20 protein-coding genes and 2 tRNA genes are annotated in these 21,075 nt (G+C 35.9%); 17 read left to right on the top strand and 5 right to left on the bottom strand.

Annotated features, from left to right (window positions below; genetic code table 11):
- Positions 1 to 3: 3 nt before the first annotated feature.
- The 3 genes from LNP22_RS17625 to LNP22_RS17635 all read left to right on the top strand — a co-directional run bounded on the left by LNP22_RS17625 (position 4) and on the right by LNP22_RS17635 (position 847).
- Positions 4 to 78: transfer RNA gene (locus LNP22_RS17625), tRNA-Pro, on the top strand.
- Positions 79 to 108: 30 nt separating this feature from the next.
- A tRNA-Arg gene (locus LNP22_RS17630) sits at positions 109 to 182 on the top strand.
- Positions 183 to 262: 80 nt separating this feature from the next.
- Entirely contained in the window at positions 263 to 847 is a 585-nt protein-coding gene (locus LNP22_RS17635; RefSeq protein WP_229974622.1) for a DUF4202 domain-containing protein, read from the top strand.
- A gap of 68 nt (positions 848 to 915) precedes the next feature.
- On the opposite strand, the gene cobA is transcribed toward LNP22_RS17635, so the two are convergent.
- The 3 genes from cobA to LNP22_RS17650 all read right to left on the bottom strand — a co-directional run bounded on the left by cobA (position 916) and on the right by LNP22_RS17650 (position 3,555).
- Positions 916 to 1,710: a uroporphyrinogen-III C-methyltransferase gene (gene cobA / locus LNP22_RS17640; protein ID WP_229974623.1), complete on the bottom strand. Its 795-nt coding sequence runs from the start codon at positions 1,708 to 1,710 to the stop codon at positions 916 to 918.
- A gap of 6 nt (positions 1,711 to 1,716) precedes the next feature.
- Positions 1,717 to 2,289, bottom strand: coding sequence for a molybdenum cofactor guanylyltransferase (locus LNP22_RS17645; RefSeq protein ID WP_229974624.1), 573 nt, complete (start codon positions 2,287 to 2,289; stop codon positions 1,717 to 1,719).
- An 84-nt stretch (positions 2,290 to 2,373) separates the two neighbouring features.
- On the bottom strand, positions 2,374 to 3,555 hold the full coding sequence (locus tag LNP22_RS17650; RefSeq protein ID WP_229974625.1) for a molybdopterin molybdotransferase MoeA: 1,182 nt from the start codon (positions 3,553 to 3,555) through the stop codon (positions 2,374 to 2,376).
- Between the two features lie 424 nt (positions 3,556 to 3,979).
- Between LNP22_RS17650 and LNP22_RS17655 the strand changes: the two genes are divergently transcribed.
- The 10 genes from LNP22_RS17655 to LNP22_RS17700 all read left to right on the top strand — a co-directional run bounded on the left by LNP22_RS17655 (position 3,980) and on the right by LNP22_RS17700 (position 14,792).
- Positions 3,980 to 5,929 (top strand): hypothetical protein, encoded by a 1,950-nt coding sequence (locus LNP22_RS17655; protein WP_229974626.1) that lies wholly within the window; start codon positions 3,980 to 3,982, stop codon positions 5,927 to 5,929.
- Positions 5,930 to 5,940: 11 nt separating this feature from the next.
- The gene (locus tag LNP22_RS17660; protein WP_229974627.1) at positions 5,941 to 7,002 is read left to right on the top strand and encodes a ferritin-like domain-containing protein; all 1,062 of its coding nucleotides are present in this window, start codon (positions 5,941 to 5,943) and stop codon (positions 7,000 to 7,002) included.
- 1 nt (position 7,003) lies between these two features.
- Positions 7,004 to 7,441 (top strand): VOC family protein, encoded by a 438-nt coding sequence (locus LNP22_RS17665; RefSeq protein ID WP_229974628.1) that lies wholly within the window; start codon positions 7,004 to 7,006, stop codon positions 7,439 to 7,441.
- Between the two features lie 34 nt (positions 7,442 to 7,475).
- Positions 7,476 to 8,336 carry an EboA domain-containing protein gene (locus LNP22_RS17670; protein ID WP_229974629.1) on the top strand — a complete coding sequence of 287 codons (861 nt, stop codon included), beginning with the start codon at positions 7,476 to 7,478 and terminating at the stop codon, positions 8,334 to 8,336.
- Positions 8,337 to 8,339: 3 nt separating this feature from the next.
- Complete coding sequence (locus tag LNP22_RS17675; protein WP_229974630.1) at positions 8,340 to 9,248, top strand: TatD family hydrolase; 909 nt, start codon at positions 8,340 to 8,342, stop codon at positions 9,246 to 9,248.
- The gene (eboC, locus tag LNP22_RS17680) at positions 9,249 to 10,145 is read left to right on the top strand and encodes a UbiA-like protein EboC (protein ID WP_229974631.1); all 897 of its coding nucleotides are present in this window, start codon (positions 9,249 to 9,251) and stop codon (positions 10,143 to 10,145) included.
- Between the two features lie 15 nt (positions 10,146 to 10,160).
- On the top strand, positions 10,161 to 11,333 hold the full coding sequence (locus LNP22_RS17685; protein WP_229974632.1) for a 3-dehydroquinate synthase: 1,173 nt from the start codon (positions 10,161 to 10,163) through the stop codon (positions 11,331 to 11,333).
- Positions 11,327 to 12,574: a metabolite traffic protein EboE gene (eboE, locus tag LNP22_RS17690; RefSeq protein ID WP_229974633.1), complete on the top strand. Its 1,248-nt coding sequence runs from the start codon at positions 11,327 to 11,329 to the stop codon at positions 12,572 to 12,574. Before LNP22_RS17685 ends, eboE begins: the two co-directional genes overlap by 7 nt.
- A 20-nt stretch (positions 12,575 to 12,594) precedes the next feature.
- Positions 12,595 to 13,965, top strand: a complete 1,371-nt coding sequence (locus LNP22_RS17695) for an alkaline phosphatase family protein (protein ID WP_229974634.1) — start codon at positions 12,595 to 12,597, stop codon at positions 13,963 to 13,965.
- 272 nt (positions 13,966 to 14,237) lie between these two features.
- Positions 14,238 to 14,792 (top strand): hypothetical protein, encoded by a 555-nt coding sequence (locus tag LNP22_RS17700; RefSeq protein WP_229974635.1) that lies wholly within the window; start codon positions 14,238 to 14,240, stop codon positions 14,790 to 14,792.
- Between the two features lie 214 nt (positions 14,793 to 15,006).
- On the opposite strand, the gene cydB is transcribed toward LNP22_RS17700, so the two are convergent.
- Both cydB and LNP22_RS17710 read right to left on the bottom strand, forming a co-directional pair.
- Positions 15,007 to 16,083 carry a cytochrome d ubiquinol oxidase subunit II gene (gene cydB / locus LNP22_RS17705; protein WP_229974636.1) on the bottom strand — a complete coding sequence of 359 codons (1,077 nt, stop codon included), beginning with the start codon at positions 16,081 to 16,083 and terminating at the stop codon, positions 15,007 to 15,009.
- Between the two features lie 2 nt (positions 16,084 to 16,085).
- Positions 16,086 to 17,429: a cytochrome ubiquinol oxidase subunit I gene (locus tag LNP22_RS17710; RefSeq protein WP_229974637.1), complete on the bottom strand. Its 1,344-nt coding sequence runs from the start codon at positions 17,427 to 17,429 to the stop codon at positions 16,086 to 16,088.
- Between the two features lie 261 nt (positions 17,430 to 17,690).
- Between LNP22_RS17710 and LNP22_RS17715 the strand changes: the two genes are divergently transcribed.
- From LNP22_RS17715 to LNP22_RS17730, 4 genes are all read left to right on the top strand, one after another.
- Positions 17,691 to 19,106 carry an MBL fold metallo-hydrolase gene (locus tag LNP22_RS17715; protein ID WP_229974638.1) on the top strand — a complete coding sequence of 472 codons (1,416 nt, stop codon included), beginning with the start codon at positions 17,691 to 17,693 and terminating at the stop codon, positions 19,104 to 19,106.
- A 163-nt stretch (positions 19,107 to 19,269) separates the two neighbouring features.
- Positions 19,270 to 19,833, top strand: coding sequence for a YeeE/YedE family protein (locus LNP22_RS17720; protein ID WP_229974639.1), 564 nt, complete (start codon positions 19,270 to 19,272; stop codon positions 19,831 to 19,833).
- Between the two features lie 10 nt (positions 19,834 to 19,843).
- Complete coding sequence (locus LNP22_RS17725; RefSeq protein WP_229974640.1) at positions 19,844 to 20,329, top strand: DUF6691 family protein; 486 nt, start codon at positions 19,844 to 19,846, stop codon at positions 20,327 to 20,329.
- A 281-nt stretch (positions 20,330 to 20,610) separates the two neighbouring features.
- On the top strand, positions 20,611 to 21,075 hold the full coding sequence (locus LNP22_RS17730; protein WP_210666539.1) for a MarR family winged helix-turn-helix transcriptional regulator: 465 nt from the start codon (positions 20,611 to 20,613) through the stop codon (positions 21,073 to 21,075).

A 21,075-nucleotide genomic window follows, 5' to 3' on the forward strand; every position in this document is an offset into this window, starting at 1 on the left:
TTTCGGGGTGTAGCGTAGCCCGGTTATCGCGCCTGCTTTGGGAGCAGGAGGCCGCAGGTTCGAATCCTGCCACCCCGACAAAACTTTCCATAAAGTTTAAAAACAAATGGACGCATAGCTCAGCTGGATAGAGCACCTGCCTTCTAAGCAGGCGGTCGAAGGTTCGAATCCTTCTGCGTTCACACAAAGCCTCATAATCTTTTGATTTTGAGGCTTTTTTGTTTTAATTACCTATATTTGAAATCAATATTTTTCAAAAAAAATGAATACACCTTTTCAACAAGCAAGTATCTGGATTGATGCCGAAAATGCTCAGGATCCAAATATCGAAATTGACCAAAACAACGAATATCCAAAAGAGTTATTGTACTCGATGAGGATGTATCAAAAACTAATGGATTTTGCTCCAGATACTTCTGAAGAAGTCCAAATTGCAGCAAAAGCACAACACATTTGTCGATGGAAAGTTGCAAGGGAATCTTACGCTATGGATCGTGTTGGTTATTTAAGATGGAGAGAAGATTTGAAAAAATTTCATGCCAAAACTACTTCAGAAATTTTAGAAAAAGCTGGTTATGATGAGGCTTTTATTGCTCGTGTTTCTTTTTTAATCGAAAAAAAATTACTTAAAAAAGATGCCGAAACACAGCTTCTGGAAGATGTCATTTGCCTGGTTTTTCTTGATTACTATTTAGAGCCTTTTGCACAAAAACATGATGACGAAAAACTAAAAAACATCATCAAAAAAACTTGGGATAAAATGTCTGAAAAAGGACATAAGGAAGCTTTAAAGATCAGCTATTCTGAAGAAAATTTAAATTTGATTAAAGCATCTCTGGGGTTGTAAATAAACCTGTCAGAGACTAATTCATCCGTTTTTATTTTACAACTATAGTTTTAAACATTTAAACTCAATTATTGTTCTAAATTTAAATTCTGAAAGACAAATTCATCCTCGAAATATTCTTTAAAATAAGAGCTTAATTTTGATGTGTTTGTTACCACATCACCAATGACAATAATAGCCGGAGACGCGATGTTTTTTTGAGCTACTAAGTCAATAATTGAGCTAATATTTCCTACTACTTTTTGCTCGTTATTTTTCGTTCCGTTCTGAATAATGGCAATTGGCAAATCATCGGTTCGGTTTGCTTTGTAAATTGAAACAATTTTATCAAGCTGATGCATTCCCATCAAAATTACCACAGTTGCAGCTGATTTTGAAGCCAATTGAACATCTTTAGACAATTCATGATTGGAAGTTGTACCTGTAATTACCCAAAAACTATCGGCAACATGACGCTGTGTCAAGCTGATACCTGACGAAACCGGAACACCCAAAGCCGATGAAATTCCGGGAACGACCGCAGTCTCTAACCCAAATTTTTCTACATATTCAATTTCTTCACTTCCGCGACCAAAAACAAACGGATCACCACCTTTTAAACGCACTACATGACCGTAACGATTGGCCATAGAAACGATCAAATCATTTATTTGATCCTGCGTATAAGCATGGCATCCTGAACGTTTGCCAACAAAAACAATCTCAGCATGAGTAGCATATTGCAACAATTCTTCGTTTACCAAAGCATCATACAAAACCACGTTGGCATTTTTTAACGCTTTTATGGCTTTCAGCGTAATTAGTTCAGCATCTCCAGGACCTGCGCCCACAATGGTTAGTTTTGGTTTTTTAAAGTTTTTCATACTCTTTTAACTTAAATTGATATTGAGGTCGTTTAACTCATCCATCGAATGAATACTGGTCAAATGAATCTTTTCGCTATCTTCTATTGTGATGATTTGATGCGGAATTTTCGCGATTAAATCATTCATTTTTAACTCTCCTGCATCAATTGCGCTTTTGATAACTGCCACTATTTTTTTTGAATAGATTCCGATTAACGGATGCAATCTGCTTTCGGAAGCAAAAATGGTAATTCCCGCTTCCTGGTTGTGCCTCGTAATCAAATCGGATAATAATTGTGTTGAAATTAAAGGAATATCACAACTCAAAATCAAATTAAATTCGGTTTCAGAATGTGACAAGGCCGTATAAATTGCTCCTAAAGGGCCTTTGTCCATTATAATATCTGCTATTTTTGGATATACCAAATAATCGTATTCTTTTGAGTTTGTTACCAAACGAATATTTTCTGTAATAGGCAAAATTGCCTGAATAATATGTTCGATAAAAGGCTTTTTTTGAAACAAAACCAACCCTTTCTCCGACTGGACGTGATTGCTTTTTCCTCCGCAGAGAATAAATACTGTTAGTGTCTCCATAACAAACAATTTATTGATGATTTACTACTAATTTATATGCTTAAGCTTCAGTCAAAGTTGTTGTTTTGATCTTTTAATTATTGTTTAATTTATCGGCAACAAAGCAACCGATTCTCCCTTTTTTACATTTTCTACGTTATAAGGAACCATCAATACACTGTTGGCCTTTGCGAAAGTATCGAGCAATAGCAGGCTATTATCCTCTAAAACAGTTACAAATGTTTCGTCATATAAACCTTTTAAAAACACTGTTTTTCCTGATGTATTTGTAATTTCTGAATTTAATTTCCGAATTACTTTTGGCACATAAATTTCTCCAAAACCCATTTTATTTTTTATTGCGGGACAAACGTAAACATAAAAATTAGTTAATAACGATGCTGGATTCCCTGATAAAGTAAAAACTAAAGTTTCCTCTTTTTTTCCAAAAAACAGTAGTCCTTCAGGTTTTTGATTGATTTTATAAAAAAGTTCTTTCACTTCGTTTTCGAGTAATACTTCTTTTACAGTATCAAAATCTCCTGCCGAAACTCCGCCAGAAATCAGGACAATATCATATTTTGAAAGACTATTTTTTAGTGCTTTTTTAATTACTTTGAAATTATTTTTTACTCCAAAAACTTTCGTTTTTTTGATTCCAATAGTTTGTAGTGCGGCTTGTAACATCAGCGAATTACTTTCGTAAATTTTATCTTTTAGGAATTTTTCATCCGTTTTAACCAATTCGTTTTCCATTACCAAAAGAGCTATTTTCGGCTTTTTATAAACCGTAACTTCTGTAATTCCTAAACCAGATAAAAGACCTATTGAAGCCGGTGTAATTAAAGTATTGGCTTCTATAACCACCTCATTTTTGTCAATTTTATCAATTTGTTCCACATTTTCATGAATATTATCGAACTGATCCGGCATTACGGTAATCAAAATTGACTTTTCATTTGACATCACATAATCATGTGTAACGACAGTATCGGCGCCATCGGGCAAAAAAGCTCCCGGAAAAACACGCACGGTTTGGTTATTTTCCAGTTTTGTATTTAAGTGTTCTCCCGCCTGCAAACTGCCTACAATATCATATTGTTGTTTTTCGCTGTAAACAAAAGCGTAACCATCTATTGCAGATTGTCGAAAAGCAGGTGTCGCAGTGTGAGAGTAAACCGTTTCTGCCAAAACATAGCACAAAGCCTTACCTAGAGGAATTCTTTTGCCCGGCATTTTAGAACTGTTTGCCTCGACTATCGCTAAAGCTTCAATAACTTGTATCATTTTTTTGAAATAAAAACTACGTTTAAGTACTTATAAACATAAGTATTTTGTATTAGTATGGGTGATGAATTTGAATTTATTTTAATCTCTATAAAATTAGTCTAATTTATTCAATATCAGCGTTCAATTTTGAGCTAGTTTTTATTCAAAATAAAACCATTGCTATACCAACAAAAATGGTCAGAGAAGCATTAGTCTAATTGATTTATTGTTTTCTAAATTATGCTGAAGCTTTTTTTAATCAGTAAAACCTTTATTTATAAAAAAAACTTATAACATCATTTACCCTTCCTGTGTCCAAAAAAAGCCCGTTCATGACATTTTACTATCAAAAAATGAGGTGATAAATTAAATTTACTATAGAAAATTAACCCAATCCATTTCTTTCTTATTAGTAGTTTTTTAGTAATCAAACCAGAAAATCATGTCGTACTTAAACGTCCCTCGTCTTACCTTTTCAGGAGATTTCATTTCTGATGTCTCTACGGTCAATAATGACCCACAACATTACAACAATAGCAGCTTTGAGCCTTCATTTCAGCAATTTGGCAAAGGGGCGCAAAACGGATGGTGGAACCCTGAAGGCGGTGCCACATTTGGATTTCAAAATTGTTTTGTAAAACGAATTACAGGAGAAGATGGTACTAGCACCTCAGATCCTTTATTGGATGGCATTATCGGCCAGGCTGTATGTGGTGCTGAGGGAAGAAACTCCGGAAAAATGGTAGATTTAGACCCACAGCAGCAGATGGTTTCACAACTTTGGGGTGTAACTTTTAGAATACTTACCGCTAAGAATGAGTTGTTACTTGAGGGAAAAATTGAGCCTACTGGTTTTAGGGATTTACAAATGCGTCAGCAATCTGGCGGCAGGGTCAACGGACAACCTTTAGGAGGTTCATGGACTTCGGTTCTTGAAGATGTAGTTTGGGGCGATTTGGCTGTTAATTCCCCTTTTTTACTGGCCTTAAAAAACAAAACACAAGGAAATAAACTGAGTATCAACCTAAATGGTTTTGGCTATTATTACAGTCATGCTGAAGATGGCAGATTTTCATTAGGACGTGTATTAGGAAGTTTGGGACCTTGGTTTTTCAACGAACCGCAACTTTTTGCACCTACCAGAAGATTATACGGAATTCTTTCTAATGGAGGTTCTATTTTCTTTGGAACTTCTAATTTTTTATTCGATAAAAATAATGCAAGACTCTCGATTGATATGGGAAGTTCATTCCCCGTATCAAACTCGATAGGCAACGTTTCGCTAACTACCAATTTATATCTGGCTGTTAGTAAAAAAGTAATAGACGCTCCTTCTAGCCCAAATTCTGTTATAGTTGCTAGTACCGATATTGTACTTATCGGTAAAATTGAGTATCAAAACGGAACAGATTGGCTCAATAAGACCAGTGCTATTTTAGATTTTAATAACCTAACTGCCGAGGCCGTTGCGGCCTTAGAAAATAATCAATTACTATTACTTGGCGGCTCTTCACAAGCAAATCAATATGTGGTTATTGCACGAGAAGCGATTAACGGACTTGTAGTAAGAGCAGATAATTTTGTACAACGTTTAGACACCAACCAAACCAATGAAGTGAGATTTTATGCCTACCAGTTTGGAAAACCTCTACAGAACGCGAGCCTAGATATCACTTTGGAGCCTGCTACGCCAGTTTCTCCAAAAAACAAAAACACCCCACCTATTTGCGACATACCGGGAAATAATTATCCCGCAGCAGGCCTTAGCTTTGATGCAAATATTAGTACCGATGAAAATGGTTTGGCAATATTAAAATTGACAGGAAACAGAATTGATAGTCCACGAGATTATATGGATGGTCAGATCTACACACTGGATTATCAGTTAAGTGGCGTAACGCCAGATCCCGCCTCGGGTTCTATGATGCCAGATGCTTTTATTGCAATACACTTAAGAGACTATTTTGAAATTCCAGAGAAACCGGTTTGGTCAGATATTAAAGATATTATGGTACAATTTGCGCATCTCTACCCTATTATGAGCAAGTTTTTTATTGATTTTACTGATCCTAATGCAATGATAGCCAAGAAGGAAATTTTAACGTTTGCGTTTGATAGAGATATAAAAGATCCTATTTACATGCCCGTAACCCGAGATTTATCAGAAAATAAAAGACTGACTATTTTAAAATGGCTGGAAAACCCAATCATTGATGAGCAGGTTGCTGTAACAAAACAAAAGACGATAGCAAAAGTAAATGTAGTGGAAGAAATAGCGTTAACAGAAACTATCACTTTGACAAATAACCAAGAGCGATTAAAAAATGCTGTACGAGCAAAAAACGGCTCCAACTTTAGTAGCCCTGAAATCACTAATCTATTTGAATTCTAAATTATAACACTATGCTAAAGATAAGTCCTAAATTTGTAAATTCTATAATCAATGCTGAAAGTTTAGAAGAACTTTTTCCATTGCTGCAAAATGCTATCGAACTAGAACATGCTACGATCCCTCCTTATTTGACAGCATTGTTTTCTTTTAAACCCAACACCGAAGCTGAGATCAGGAAAGTCATCCATTCGATTGTAATCGAAGAGATGCTGCACATGACCATCGCTGCGAATATATTGAATGCTTTGGGAGGAAAACCAGACATATCAAATCCGAATTTTGTACCCAATTACCCTACCCATTTGCCTATGGGCATTGGTGAAGGCCTGATAGTGGGTATAGAAAAATATTCGCCCGAACTGGTAAAGAATGTTTTTATGGAAATAGAAGAGCCTGAAAACCCTATAGTTTATGAAAAAACGGCAAACAAAAGCGCTTTGCCTTCCTTCAGGACCATCGGAGAATTTTATATGGCTTTACAAAAAAAAATAGACGAATTAGCACCAGAAAAATTACCAGGTGATCCTGCTAGACAAGTGACTTCATCATTTTTTGACTCTAATTTACTGTATCCTATTCTAACAAAACATGATGCCATAAGCGCCATCAATATAATTGTAGAGCAAGGAGAGGGAACCACAACTTCGCCAATAGACGAAGAGGGAGAATTAGCACATTATTACCGATTTCAGGAATTATATGTTGGCAAAGAATTAGTCAAAAATCCAACGGCTCCAAATGGTTATTCTTTTAGCGGACCTGCCATCCCATTTCATCCCAATAATGTCCAGCCTATTTTTCCGAACACCAAAGCAAATATGCTGCCCGAAGGTTCTGAAGAAAGAAGACAGGTAGATATTTTTAATAATTCTTACAGTGATTTATTAAACGGGCTACATCGTACTTTCAATGGAGAACCCGAATATCTTAACAATACGATCGGAGTTATGTTTGATTTGAGGTTAACTTCTCAGAAATTAGCTGAAATGCCATTTCCTGGAAAAAAAGGTTACACCATTGGACCTTCATACGAGTTTACCAAAACACTTTCTGAACACGAAATTCTTTCATAATATGAAATTCAAATCAAAAGCTCTAATTGTTAAGTTATCTGTAAGTGATGTCGTAGCATCCAGAAAATTCTATGAGGAAATTCTAGGATTTAAGGTCGATGATAAATATACGCTCAATTCGGGTGGGAATTTCGGAATGGAGTCATACCTACAAATGTACCTAGACTCTAAGGAGAAAAATGATTTTATGCTGGGTTTGTTTAAAGACATTAGTGTGCCTTTTTATCCGCTGCCTGAAACTGGTAGCGTTCCCAGTTTTATCGTAGATGATATCAAGGCAACCCTAGAGTATTTTATAAGTAAAAAAGTTGTGATCGATAAAATAGACGGTGTAATAATCAATACTAATACTTCGGATAAAGGGTATGTTGACAAGTTTTTCTTTTTTAGAGATCCTGACAATAATTCTTTGGTCATCCGCGAGAATATTTTGAAATAATACTGGTATAAAAGAAGTGCTAAATTAAAAAGAAATGATAGCAAAATCAAGTAAAACTGCCGAGGAAATCATTCAGAACCTGCTTCAGAAGAAACTTTCCGAATCTGAATTAGAGTGGTTTACTGCTACTATCAAATTCGAAAACAGCACCTATTTTTTTAAGACATTCGGATTAATCTCCAGAAACATTTCGCCGGTTTTTCCGCAATGGACTACAGAAGAAAAAGCATTGTTAGAGGATTTGTATCCAGGCTTTACAGAGAGTAACTGGGATTTACAGCAGCTTTGTCGTTGCTTGTTAATGATACAGCTTCCAAAACATCAAAATATTGAAATACTGAAAAACTTAGCCGAAATGGCTGCAATTACAGAGCTTGTTTGCCTTTATAAAGGTTTATTTTTTCTAGAGAATGCTAAGGATTTTGTGCCAATGGCTCAGGAAGGAATCAGAACCAATATGGTCGCTGTATTTGACGCCATAGCATTAGGAAACCCTTTTGCTGCAAAATATCTACCTATCGATGCTTGGAATCAATTGGTATTGAAAGCCGTTTTTATGGGGCGTCCATTGTATCAAATCACCGATTTAGACTCGCGAAAAAACGAGAAACTAGCTTTGATAGTTCACGATTATATTCACGAACGCTGGTCAGCAGGAAGAGCAGTAACACCTGAAATTTGGAGATTGGTTGTGGGTTTTGTAAATACCGAAATAGCACAAGATCTAGTAAGTGCTGTACATAACGGAGATGACCTAACAAAACGAGCAGCCTTCAAAACAATAAAAAAAAGCTCATTTTATCATGAAAATGAAATGCCCAATGAAGCACTGTTTTATAAAAACATTTCATGGAATGCGATAGGAGCAAAATATTATTCACAATTAAATTCTTAACCTATGTATTTTATTGACCCACATATTCACATGGTATCCAGAACTACTGATGATTACCAAGCCATGCGTGCCGCAGGTATCGTAGCCGTTATTGAACCCGCTTTTTGGTTGGGGCAAGCCAGAACAGAAGCCTCTTCTTTCAAAGATTATTTTAGCACTTTGGTAGGTTGGGAACGATTTAGAGCATCACAATTCGGAATCAAACATTATTGTACAATAGGTTTAAATTCTAAAGAAGCCAATAACGAATCTTTGGCAGAAAAAGTCATGGATTTATTGCCTTTGTTTGCCGCCAAAGAAGGAGTTGTAGCTATTGGCGAAATCGGTTATGACGATCAAACTCCAGCTGAGGATAAATATTTTAGATTGCAGATCGAACTGGCATTACAGTTTAATCTCCCTGTAATGGTGCATACGCCACACAGAGATAAAAAAAACGGAACTATCAGAAGTATGGACGTGCTGGAAGAACACGGAATCGCTCCTCACATGGTCGTAATCGACCACAATAACGAAGAAACTGCCAAACATGTTTTGGACAGGGGTTATTGGACCGCTTTTACAATATATCCTAATACCAAAATGGGGAACGAAAGAATGGTAGAAGTTGTAAAACAATATGGCTCTGAGCGTATTATTGTCGATAGTTCTGCCGATTGGGGTGTGAGTGATCCCTTGTCTGTTCCTAAAACTGCCGCTTTAATGCTGGAAAGAGGAATTGCCAAAGAAGATGTTCATCTAACTTGTTATAAAAATGCATTGACAGCTTATTCTCAAAGCGGACAAATGCATGAAAAAGACTGGAAAAATGAAATGGTAGTTACCCAAGATACAATGTTTGAGGGAAGTAGTGTTCTTAGAGGACAGGAATCAAAAAAAATTGTATACCCAAATATTATTATCGAAAACTAAATGTCAAGTAAGCCCTTTTATTTATTAACCTTAATGCGTCCGGCCAATATTATAACTGCCATAGCAGATATTTTGGCAGGTATTGCCATTTCGGGAGTTTTAGTTTTTACTGGTAACAACGGTTATTTTCTACTCGATTTATTGTTATTAGTTTTTTCTACTATTGGCTTATACGGAGGAGGAATTGTGTTTAATGATATTTTTGATTTAGAATCAGACATCATAAACCGTCCCGAAAGAGTGCTTCCCAGAGGTTTAGTACGTAAAAAGGAAGCCATTTTATTGGGCTGTTTACTGTTGCTGATGGGCATTGGATTTGCTTTTGCAGTTTCTACATTAAGTGGTGTTTTAGCCATTATTATCAGCATTTTAGCACTTAGTTACGACAAGATAAGCAAACATTATCCTGTCATAGGTCCGCTAAATATGGGGCTTTGTCGGGGAGGCAATTTACTTTTAGGAATGAGCATCAACAACGACACCGTTTTCAATTATTGGTACATTGGCATTATTCCTATTTTATTTATTGCCGCCATCACGCTTACTGCCAAAAAAGAAGCAGCTGGCAATAACAAATCGACTTTACTAATTGCTATGTTTTTGGATGCCGCTGTAGTGGCCTTGTTTGTTTGGATAGGACATCTACTTGGATTTAGGTTCTGGATATTGATGCCTTTTCTTCTTTTTTGGTACGGAATTAATTTTTTTGCCAAATACAAAGCATTCGTTTACAACCGACCCCACACCATTCAAAAAGCTGTAAAAACAGGAATATTGTCTTTAATTCCGCTTAATGCTAGTTACGTTGCGGGTTCGGCAGGATTGTTTTATGCGCTACTGGTTCTGGCTTTATTGCCAGTATCAATTTTATTATCTAAAAAATTTGCAGTCACTTGATTATACCTCATAAAAATGAAACACCAACATATACTTCAGCAAAATTTTCAAGTCGCATTTAATTATGACATTATTTTTAATCGTTCTTTATTTGATGTAAATAATTCATCACTTATTGATGTGATTAAAAAAGAGCCTAGTTTTCAACAACCCAAAGTCACAATTGTGATTGATAAAGGTGTTGTAGACTGTACAGAACATTTTATCACAAAAGTTATCCATTATTTTAATCATCAGCAGTTCAGAATTACCGAAAACAACATACTTGTAGTTGAAGGAGGTGAAGCCGTTAAGAATAATCACAATGATATCGAATCCGTACTAGAATTAATAAACAATAATAAAATAGACCGCCATTCTTTTTTAATAGCTATTGGCGGAGGAGCAGTATTGGATGCTGTGGGTTATGCTGCTGCAATTGCACATCGTGGTGTGCGCCTGATCCGAATACCGACAACCATTTTGTCTCAAAATGATTCTGGCGTTGGCGTAAAAAACAGCATGAATTACTTTGGCAAAAAAAACTTTTTGGGCACATTTGCACCGCCCTATGCTGTCCTCAATGATTCCGACTTTTTAAAAACTTTGAGCAAACGCCATTGGCGATCCGGTATTTCCGAAGCTATAAAAGTAGCGCTTATCAAAGAGGCATCATTTTTTGATTGGATAGAAAAAAATACTCAGGCACTAAATAATAGAGATATTTTAACAATGGAAACACTCATTATTCGTTGTGCCGCTTTACATACTGATCATATTTCTAAAAAAGGAGATCCTTTTGAGAAAGGATCTTCCCGTCCGTTAGACTTCGGACATTGGGCGGCACATAAAATGGAGCAGCTTACCAATTATGAAATTACACACGGAGAAGCCGTAGCGATTGGTATCGCCCTCGATGTCACCTATTCTTTTTTATCAAAAAAAATTGATCAATCAAGCCTGGACCGAATCTTAAGATGCTTTTTAACATTGGGGTTTGCAATAACACATCCCATCCTTGATACGCATCTTGATGAGGTAATAAAAGGATTAGATGAATTTAGAGAACACCTCGGAGGTCAACTAACAATCATGTTATTAAGCGATATTGGCACGGGAGAAGAAGTACATTCGCTTGATAATAAATTAATTGCAGCATCCATTCAATACTTATACTCATTTTGCCAATTAAATACAAAAGTATGTTAATCAGTGCAAATGGTCATTTAAGTTATTGTACCAACATTCACGCGGGTGAATCGTGGGAAGCTGTTTTTAAAAGTATCCAAACGTATTGCATTCCGCTCAAAGAAAAAGTCTCACCAAATAAGCCCTTCGGAATTGGTTTGCGTCTGTCTTACCAAGCCGCCACCGAATTAACCTTAGATAATAATCTTTCAATATTTAAGGATTGGCTGCAAAATAATAAAATGTATGTCTTTACGATGAATGGATTTCCTTATGGAAATTTTCATGATCAACCCGTAAAAGACAAAGTTCATTTTCCGGATTGGACAAGCGACGACAGATTGCAATATACCCAGTTACTTTTTACTATTTTGTCTGAACTTTTGCCCTCTGGTTTAGAAGGCGGAATTTCTACTTCTCCACTCTCCTACAAACATTGGTACCCCACCGAAGCCAGTTTGATTGAAGCCAAAAAAACAGCCACAAAACAATTGGTCGCAGTGGTCAAAGAGTTAGTAAATCTTCATGAAAGTAAAGGTACAATGATGCATTTGGATATAGAACCGGAACCCGACGGGATCATTGAAAACAGTGCCGAATATATTGCTTTTTTTGAAGATTATTTACTAAAAGAAGGGGCATCATTATTGGCCGCTACTCTTTTTTGCAGTCTGCCAAAAGCAAAATATTACATACGCAATCATGTGCAGCTTTGTTATGATGTTTGTCATTTTGCCATTGGATTTGAAAAAAGCGAAGATGTACTTCAAAAAATGGAAAAGCATAATTTAAAGATTGGAAAATTACAAATTAGTGCTGCTCTCAAATGTACTGCATCATCAAATACAACAATTCAGGAACTACAGAAATGCCTCCATAATTTTGATGAACCTACTTATTTGCATCAGTCAGTAATCAAGACGATAGACGAGGAACTGCTAAAATTTAATGATTTAAAAAACGGTATCGAGGCCATGCAACGAGAAGATTTTAAAGAGTTGCGTACACATTTTCATGTTCCAATTTTCATTGAAGATTACCAGCTATTGCAATCTACCCAAAATGATATTATTGATGTTTTAAAAAAATGGCGCCAAAAAGAGTTTACCAAACATCTCGAAATAGAGACTTACACTTGGCAAGTTTTACCTGCCCATTTACAAACAGATTTGGAGCAATCCATCGAGAGAGAATTAAAATGGGTTTTAAACAGAGTAGATCATAATGCAAAAGAGCAAATGATTGATGCAAAAGCACTTTAAAAAAAAGTAAAATCAAAACAATGCAGCAAACTGTCGTTATTAATATAGTGGGGCTTACCACCAATTTACTCGAAAATCCAGATCTTTTTTTACACCAATGGTTAAAAAAAAATAAGTATTTGAGTAGTATCGAACCCGTGCTTCCTGCTCTTACCTGCTCTGCCCAAACCACTTATCTAACTGGAAAATGGCCTTCAGAACACGGTATTGTAGGCAATGGATGGTATGACCGAAATGATGCCGAGGTAAAAATGTGGAAACAATCAAACAAACTGGTGCAATCTCCCAAAATATGGGACTTAGCGAGAGAAATTGATCCAACATTTACGTGCGCCAATTTGTTTTGGTGGTACAATATGTATTCAGACGCTGATTTTACGGTAACGCCTCGTCCGCAATATTGGGCAGACGGACAGAAAAAACCAGATTCGTACTCAAAACCAGCTAATTTACGAGATCGCTTGCAAGACAAATTGGGCGTATTTCCGTTGTTTGACTTTTGGGGGCCAAAAACAACAATCCGCTCAAGCGAATGGATTGCCAAAGCGGCAAAACTCGTTTACGAATGGCACAATCCTACCCTGACCTTAATTTACCTACCACATTTAGATTATTGCTGTCAAAAATTCGAACCCAATTCGCCCGAAATAGAAGTAGATTTAAAAGCTATCGACCTAGTTTTCAAAGATTTAATTGAATATTTTGAAGATAAAGGAACAGAAATAATTGTTTTATCCGAATATGGCATTACCAAAGTTAGCAACCCAATACATATCAATCGGTTTTTGCGAACTAACGGTTATTTGCAAATTAGAGAAGAAAAAGAACTCGAATTATTAGATACTGGTGAGTGTCGTGCTTTTGCATTGGCAGATCACCAAATAGCGCATGTATATATCAAATGTAAAAATGATATTCCGGAGCTGAAAAAATTACTGGAAAAAATACCAGGAGTGGCAAAAGTGCTGGATAATGCCGGAAAAAAAGCGCATCATCTGGATCATGAACGTGCAGGAGATCTTGTACTTGTTGCAGATCAAGACAGTTGGTTTACTTATTACTATTGGTTAGATGATTGGAAGGCACCCGATTTTGCCCGCACGGTAGAAATTCATAAAAAAATAGGGTATGATCCTGTTGAACTATTTCTTGACCCTAAGAAAAAGTTTATTTTACCGCGCATCATTTTAAAATTAATTAGAAAAAAACTCGGCTTTCGCACTCTTATGAATGTAATTCCTCTAGACGCCAAACTGGTTAAGGGTTCTCATGGATGCATCCCGAAAAATGATGCAGACAAACCAATATTTATGAGTAAAAATAATCTTCCAGAAAAAATAGAGAGTAATTTAATCTGTCAATATATACTGGACATTATTTTTAAAAAATAAATTCGGTTTGCATTAGAGTATTGCTATCATTTGGGCATTCCCTTCGGTCGGACTATCCGCTAAATCTTTTGCTTTTTAAAGAAAAAAGCAAAAGGATACCGCTCCTATCCCTAATGCAAACTCGAATAATTGAGACATTTTACGTCTTTTTAATTTAAAGATATTTTCTAAACTTTGAGGTGCGAATATATTTTTAATTTGCAAACTACGTTTCAAATTGATTGATTTTTTGGCACTACTTTTGTAATTATGGGTCATAAACAAATGGCCTAATGAAAAAAATTACTCTAACTATAAGTTTCTTCTGCTTTTCTATTTATACTTACAGCCAAAATATAATTTATAGAACAGATACATTTAGCAATACCACCATTGAGTTGCTACAAAAACATAACATATCAGACTATAAAACCGATATTTTTGGCAACATTGTAATTCAAGATTCTTTAGGAAAAGTGATAGCAATCTTGAAGAGAGATATTTTTGATAACGTTGTTATTACAGATGGAAAAGGCTACACTATAGCGACACAAAAAAAAGATATTTTTGATAACATTAGTATCGAAAATGGAAAAGGAGAAACAATAGCAAAGCAAAAAACTAACATCTTTGATATGATTACGATTGTTGACAAAAAAGACAGAACTATCGCAAAACAAAAAAAAGATAGTAACGGAAATATTATAATTGTCAATGCTTTTGAAGAAATTCTATCCAATCAAAAAAATGATATTTTCGCTCCTTTACTAATAGAAATTGCAAATAACAGATCCCTTATTATTGAAGATTGGGGAAATTACGGAAAACTAAAGTTTTTTTTGAATTAATTAAAGTAACGACAATAAAACCGAAATTCTCAACTGATTTAAGTTAAAGGACGTAAAAAATGAGATTGCTTCGTTCCTCACAAAGACACACCTAACCTTATTACGAGGAACGAAGCAAACACACTACCAAATTTACAATAAGTAAATATTAAGCCTATTCATATAATTAATTCGTGAAAATTTGTGCAATTAGTGGCTAAAAAAATTAAACCATTTAATGTTCCCCATACCCAACCTCATCCATTTTACCACTAAAAACACGGTATTGCACAATTAAATACACAATTACCAAAAACAAAGCGATAAAAAACCAGCTCATGCCAGCGTTTAATCCGTATTCGTTGGCAGCAGTGTTATAAATTGTTAAAGAAGGATTTAATTTGTTGGTTGAGGGCAAAACATTCGGGAAAATAGAAACCGCTGTTGAGGCAAAACCGCCCACCAAAAACAAACTCGAGAATAAAAATCCCAAGCCATCTTTTTGGTACGATCGTACCTTAAACAATCCAATAATACCAACAAAAGTCATCATTGGGAAAAACCATAAAATCGGGTTTTCGACAAAATTATGAAACGGCTTCGGCTCAATAAAATGCGAGATTTGTAACGAAACAATAACCAAAACCAGCAAGACAATATTGAGTTTAAAAACCAACTTTTTAAGCTGAGGATTCAAAGACGAATTGGTTTTGAAAATAATCCAGTTGGCGCCGTGAATCATCAAAGCAACGACACTCACTACTCCCAAGAAGAGCGTAAACCAGTCAATAATTCCCAATTCATTGGCTTGTGGACTAAAAGTAGGATTCCATAAAGGCAAAAAGAAATAATGTGCTTCTTGCGTAGAAACGCCGTTGGTTACCATTCCGAGATTAACACCACGGACAATATTCCCAAGAGCAATCCCAAAAAACAAGGCCAAAAGCAAACTTGCAATTCCGAAAGCCTTATCCCAGATGGCTTCCCACATCGGATGATGCACCTGACCGCGCATTTCTAAACCAATAGCACGAAAAATCAACAGCCATAAAATCATGATTAGAGGCAAATAAAAACCACTGAAAGAAGAGGCATACAAAGTAGGAAAAGCAAAAAACAATACGCCTCCCGCCGCAATAATCCAAACTTCGTTGGCATCCCAAAACGGGCCAATGGCGCTTGTAATTGCTTTTTTATCTTTTTCTGTTTTGGCAAAAAACAAATGAATAATTCCTGCTCCAAAATCGTAACCGTCTAATACAATATAAACGGCCAGAATTCCCATTAAAACTACGTACCAAAAAAATTCCATACTTATATATTTTCAGTTATGACTTCTGTGTGCGGGCCTTTACTAATAATTTTTCCAATTAAAAGCAAAAACAACATTCCGAGTAAAAGATACAATCCTATAAAACCCAACAAAGTAAACAATGTATTTCCCGAAGAAACAGTTGGCGAAGCTCCCGCAGAAGTTCGCAATAGATTATAGACGAGCCACGGTTGTCTGCCTAATTCGGCGGTATACCAGCCCGTGGTGTTGGCGATATAAGGAAACGGCATCATAAACATCAGCGACCATAAAATCCATTTGGTTTGGTATAATTTTCCTCTAATTAATTGAAAAAGAGCCAAAACCATCAAACCAATAAATAACGTTCCGAGTCCCACCATAATATGATAGGCATAATAAAGTCCCGAAATATTGGTAGGATGCAAGTCTTGATCAAACTTATCCAAGCCTTTAATTTCTTCATGCCAGCTGCCATACGTTAGGAAACTCAGAATATTAGGTACTGCAATTTTATTGTCTAATTTTTTATCTTTTACATCGGGTTGACCGATTAAAACAATTTCAGAACCTTCTTTTTCGGTATGAAAAATTCCTTCCATAGCAGCAAAAGTTACAGGCTGATATTTCACCACATTTTTAGCCAGTAAATCACCTGTTGGAACCGCTACAAAAAGACTCGAAATCAAACCGAAAACAACGCCTGTCTTTACAAATAATCTGCCGAAAGAAACATTCTTTTGACTCAGAATATAAAAAGCTCCAATTCCGGCTACCACAAAAGAACTTGTGACCAAAGAAGCGGCCTGATTGTGCAAATAAGAAGGCCATAACCACGGATTCAGGAACAAAGCCTTGAAGTTGGTCAAAACAAATTTTCCGTTTTCAAGAATTTCATAACCCACCGGATTTTGCATCCACGAATGTGTGGCAATTATAAGATAACCGCTTGCCCACGAACCAATCATAATTAATAATCCGGTTACAAAATGCCACTTATGCCCTATTATTTTTTCTCCAAATAAAAAGATGCCGAGAAAGGATGACTCCAGAAAAAAGGAGAACATGCCTTCCATAGCCAAAGTCTGTCCGATAATTCCGCCAGTCAATTCTGAGAATTTTGCCCAATTAGTACCAAACTGAAACTCCATCGGAATTCCTGTTACGACACCCATTGCAAAATTCAGGGCAAAGATCTTCATCCAAAAATGAGTAGCATGATTGTATTGTTCATTTTTAGTTCGGAGGTATTTCCATTTAAAATAAACAATAATCAACGAGAGACCCATTGTTAGTTGCGGAAAAAGATAGTGAAAGGTAATGGTGAAGGCAAATTGCATTCGGTCATAAAAAAGCATTTCTTCCATAGAGTGGTATTTGTTTTATGAAGTTCCACAAATTTACCTATTAAAACCCAGATTTCTAACCACAAAAAACATTTAATTTTTTGGTGCCTCATTAAAATTATGCTTCAGGTTCTATAGAGAAAAACTTAAATTTGCTTATGCGGGTTATTCAATAATATTCTAAATATTTTTAATCAAAAAAAATAATTTCTGTAACATTAGTCACTTACTTTCCAAAAAAACAGAGTTACCTTTGTCAAACAATATTTTAGATATACTATCATGAAAATAGAACAAATTTACACTGGATGTTTAGCGCAAGGTGCTTACTATATTACTTCAAATGGTGAAGCTGCCATTATTGACCCATTACGAGAAATTCAACCTTATCTCGATCGTTTAGAACGTGATAAGGTACAATTGAAATATATTTTTGAAACGCATTTTCATGCCGATTTTGTTTCGGGACATGTCGATCTTAGCAAAGAAACTCAGGCGCCTATTGTTTACGGCCCTAATGCTACCTGCAAATTTGATTGTGTTTCAGCCAAAGACGGACAAGAATTCAAAATAGGAAACATTATCATTAAGGTGTTACACACTCCCGGGCACACGATGGAAAGCACAAGCTTTTTATTGATTGATGAAAACGGAAAAGATCACGCACTTTTCTCTGGAGACACTTTGTTTATTGGCGATGTAGGACGTCCCGACTTAGCGCAAAAAGCAGCGGGAATGACCCAAGATCAACTGGCCGGAATTTTGTTTCACTCTTTAAGAGATAAAATTATGCCTTTGCCAGATGATGTAATCGTATATCCCGCACACGGCGCCGGAAGTGCCTGTGGAAAGAACATGAGCAAAGAAACCGTTTCGACGATAGGAAATCAAAAGGCGACAAACTATGCGTTGCGTGCTAACATGACCGAAGCCGAATTTATTACCGAAGTTACAGACGGATTATTGCCTCCGCCAGCCTATTTTGGTATGAATGTCGCAATGAATAAAGGCGGTTATGAAAGTTTCGAATCGGTTTTGAATAACGGGATGAAAGCGATTGATGTTAAAGAATTTGAGGCTGTAGCCGAAGAAACTGGGGCCTTGATTTTAGACACCCGAAATAATAGTGATTTTAGCAAAGGATTTATTCCGCAGTCTGTAAATATTGGTATCAACGGTGATTTTGCACCCTGGGTAGGAACTTTAATCGCCGACGTTAAACAACCTATAATATTGGTTACCGAAATTGGCTTAGAGGAAGAAGCCGTAACGCGTTTAAGCCGCGTAGGTTTTGATGCGATTATCGGACATCTTGACGGTGGTTTTAAAGCTTGGGAAAAAGCAGGTTTTGAAGTAGATAGCATCAATAGAATTTCGGCTGAGCAATTTTCAAAAGAGTTTAAACCTGAGGACAGTAAAGTAATCGACATTCGTAAAGAAACAGAATACAGTGCAGAACATATTGACAATGCGTACAACAAACCGTTGGCTTACATTAATGACTGGGTAAAAGATATTAACACTAACGAGCATTTTTATTTGCATTGTGCAGGCGGTTACCGCAGCATGATTGCAGCTTCGATTTTGCAGGCACGCGGTTTTAGAAACTTTACCGAAATTGAAGGCGGTTTTGGAGCTATCGCAAACACCAACATTCCAAAATCTGATTTTGTTTGCCAGAGTAAAGTATTAAAATAAAAAGATGCAAAGGTGCAGAGGTACAAAGTAGCAAAGGTTTTTTTTAACCTTTGAGCCTCTGCTACTCAGAATCTAAAAATAAAATAACAAACATAAAGATGCGAAAAGCGATAATGGTTAAGCCTTTGAACCTTTGAACCTCTACAACTAAGAACCTTAAAATATGCTAGAAATCCTAAAAGAACCTTGGCCGTGGTACGTTTCCGGTCCGCTAATTGGGCTAACCGTTCCTATTTTATTAATTGTCGGAAATAAATCATTCGGAATCAGTTCGTCATTGCGCCATATTTGCGCCTCTTGTATTCCTTCAAATATTACTTTCTTTAAATACGACTGGAAGAAAGAAAGCTGGAATTTATTCTTCGTTTTTGGCATTTTCCTTGGCGGAATAATTGCTGCTTATTTTCTATCTAATCCAAATGCGATCGAAATCAATGCAAAACTTTCAGAACAATTAGCATCTTATGGCATCACTGATCACTCGGGATTGATGCCCAAACAGCTCTTTTCTTGGGAAAGTTTAGTAACATTGCGTGGTTTTATCATGATTGTGGTTGGAGGATTTCTGGTTGGTTTCGGGACGCGGTACGCAGGCGGTTGTACTAGTGGACATGCGATTATGGGACTTTCAAACCTGCAATGGCCTTCTTTGGTGGCTACGATTTGCTTTATGATTGGTGGTTTTATTACGGCCAATTGGATCCTTCCTTATATTCTTTCACTTTAAAATTTAGAAAATGTCACATTCAAATTTAGAAAATAAAAATACCGATACCGAAGGAATTAACGGAAGTCAATTGAAAGATTCTGGATTTTCGAATCTAAAATACCTTTTGGTGGGAATTGTTTTTGGAATTGTATTCGTAAAAGCAGAAATCATCAGCTGGTATCGCATTCAGGAAATGTTTCAGTTGCAATCTTTCTTTATGTACGGTGTTATTGGAAGCGCTGTTGTAGTAGGAATCATCTCGGTTCAGGTGATAAAAAAATTCAATATCAAAACCATTCAAGGCGAAAAAATAGAAATTCAGCCGAAGACCTTCAGTAAAGGACAAATTTATGGCGGGCTGTTGTTTGGTTTTGGATGGGCCATTACAGGAGCTTGTCCAGGACCACTATTTGCTCAGATTGGCACGGGAGTTACCGTAATTGTTGTCACTTTAGTCAGTGCTATTTTAGGAACTTGGGTGTATGGCTACTTTAAAGATAAGTTACCTCATTAATAATTTTACCTTTTTTATTCCATCAAACCCGACAGTTTTTTTTACGTGTCGGGTTTTCTTTTGCAACAAAGCATACTCAGTCACAACTTTAAATAATAGTTAAATTCCATAAAATCAATTATTTAAATATAAAAAATTACTGTAACTTTATCTATAATTATTTCGTAAACTATAAATATCAATATTCCAGCTTGCAGTATTAACTTAAAATTAACACAACACTTGTATATACAACTATAAAAAGTTATACATTTGTATATACAAATTATACACTTACGACTATGACAATTGAAGAGGTTATAAAAAGTACAGTTAAGATGGATAATGCGAAAAAAGTTATTCTGAACATCATGTACACGCAGAACGTGATTAATGATAACTTTAGTGAATTAATGAAGCCGTATGATCTATCTGGGGAACAATATAATGTATTACGAATATTGAGAGGCCAAAAAGGAAAACCTGCCAACATGTGTGTCATACAAGAGCGCATGTTAGCCAAGACAAGTAATACGACTCGATTGGTAGACAAATTATTACTAAAAGATTTGGTGACACGAAATGTTTGCTCGGACAACCGAAGAAAAATTGAAGTCCTGATCACTCAAAAAGGATTGGATATTTTGAAAGAACTGGACCCAAAAGTAGATCAACATGAACATTTTTTTGCAAAAAATATAAGTCCTGAAGAATTAGAATTATTAAATTATTTATTAGAAAAATACAGAACCAATACAAATAATTAA

This window comes from Flavobacterium flavipigmentatum, from assembly GCF_020911905.1.
Lineage (GTDB): Bacteria > Bacteroidota > Bacteroidia > Flavobacteriales > Flavobacteriaceae > Flavobacterium > Flavobacterium flavipigmentatum.

What these genes read in the sequence shown, in the direction of transcription:
- LNP22_RS17635 (WP_229974622.1), top strand. Translation starts at nt 263, where the DNA reads ATGAATACACCTTTTCAACAAGCAAGTATCTGGATTGATGCCGAAAAT.
- cobA (WP_229974623.1), bottom strand. Translation starts at nt 1,710, where the DNA reads ATGAAAAACTTTAAAAAACCAAAACTAACCATTGTGGGCGCAGGTCCT.
- LNP22_RS17645 (WP_229974624.1), bottom strand. Translation starts at nt 2,289, where the DNA reads ATGGAGACACTAACAGTATTTATTCTCTGCGGAGGAAAAAGCAATCAC.
- LNP22_RS17650 (WP_229974625.1), bottom strand. Translation starts at nt 3,555, where the DNA reads ATGATACAAGTTATTGAAGCTTTAGCGATAGTCGAGGCAAACAGTTCT.
- LNP22_RS17655 (WP_229974626.1), top strand. Translation starts at nt 3,980, where the DNA reads ATGTCGTACTTAAACGTCCCTCGTCTTACCTTTTCAGGAGATTTCATT.
- LNP22_RS17660 (WP_229974627.1), top strand. Translation starts at nt 5,941, where the DNA reads ATGCTAAAGATAAGTCCTAAATTTGTAAATTCTATAATCAATGCTGAA.
- LNP22_RS17665 (WP_229974628.1), top strand. Translation starts at nt 7,004, where the DNA reads ATGAAATTCAAATCAAAAGCTCTAATTGTTAAGTTATCTGTAAGTGAT.
- LNP22_RS17670 (WP_229974629.1), top strand. Translation starts at nt 7,476, where the DNA reads ATGATAGCAAAATCAAGTAAAACTGCCGAGGAAATCATTCAGAACCTG.
- LNP22_RS17675 (WP_229974630.1), top strand. Translation starts at nt 8,340, where the DNA reads ATGTATTTTATTGACCCACATATTCACATGGTATCCAGAACTACTGAT.
- eboC (WP_229974631.1), top strand. Translation starts at nt 9,249, where the DNA reads ATGTCAAGTAAGCCCTTTTATTTATTAACCTTAATGCGTCCGGCCAAT.
- LNP22_RS17685 (WP_229974632.1), top strand. Translation starts at nt 10,161, where the DNA reads ATGAAACACCAACATATACTTCAGCAAAATTTTCAAGTCGCATTTAAT.
- eboE (WP_229974633.1), top strand. Translation starts at nt 11,327, where the DNA reads ATGTTAATCAGTGCAAATGGTCATTTAAGTTATTGTACCAACATTCAC.
- LNP22_RS17695 (WP_229974634.1), top strand. Translation starts at nt 12,595, where the DNA reads ATGCAGCAAACTGTCGTTATTAATATAGTGGGGCTTACCACCAATTTA.
- LNP22_RS17700 (WP_229974635.1), top strand. Translation starts at nt 14,238, where the DNA reads ATGAAAAAAATTACTCTAACTATAAGTTTCTTCTGCTTTTCTATTTAT.
- cydB (WP_229974636.1), bottom strand. Translation starts at nt 16,083, where the DNA reads ATGGAATTTTTTTGGTACGTAGTTTTAATGGGAATTCTGGCCGTTTAT.
- LNP22_RS17710 (WP_229974637.1), bottom strand. Translation starts at nt 17,429, where the DNA reads ATGGAAGAAATGCTTTTTTATGACCGAATGCAATTTGCCTTCACCATT.
- LNP22_RS17715 (WP_229974638.1), top strand. Translation starts at nt 17,691, where the DNA reads ATGAAAATAGAACAAATTTACACTGGATGTTTAGCGCAAGGTGCTTAC.
- LNP22_RS17720 (WP_229974639.1), top strand. Translation starts at nt 19,270, where the DNA reads ATGCTAGAAATCCTAAAAGAACCTTGGCCGTGGTACGTTTCCGGTCCG.
- LNP22_RS17725 (WP_229974640.1), top strand. Translation starts at nt 19,844, where the DNA reads ATGTCACATTCAAATTTAGAAAATAAAAATACCGATACCGAAGGAATT.
- LNP22_RS17730 (WP_210666539.1), top strand. Translation starts at nt 20,611, where the DNA reads ATGACAATTGAAGAGGTTATAAAAAGTACAGTTAAGATGGATAATGCG.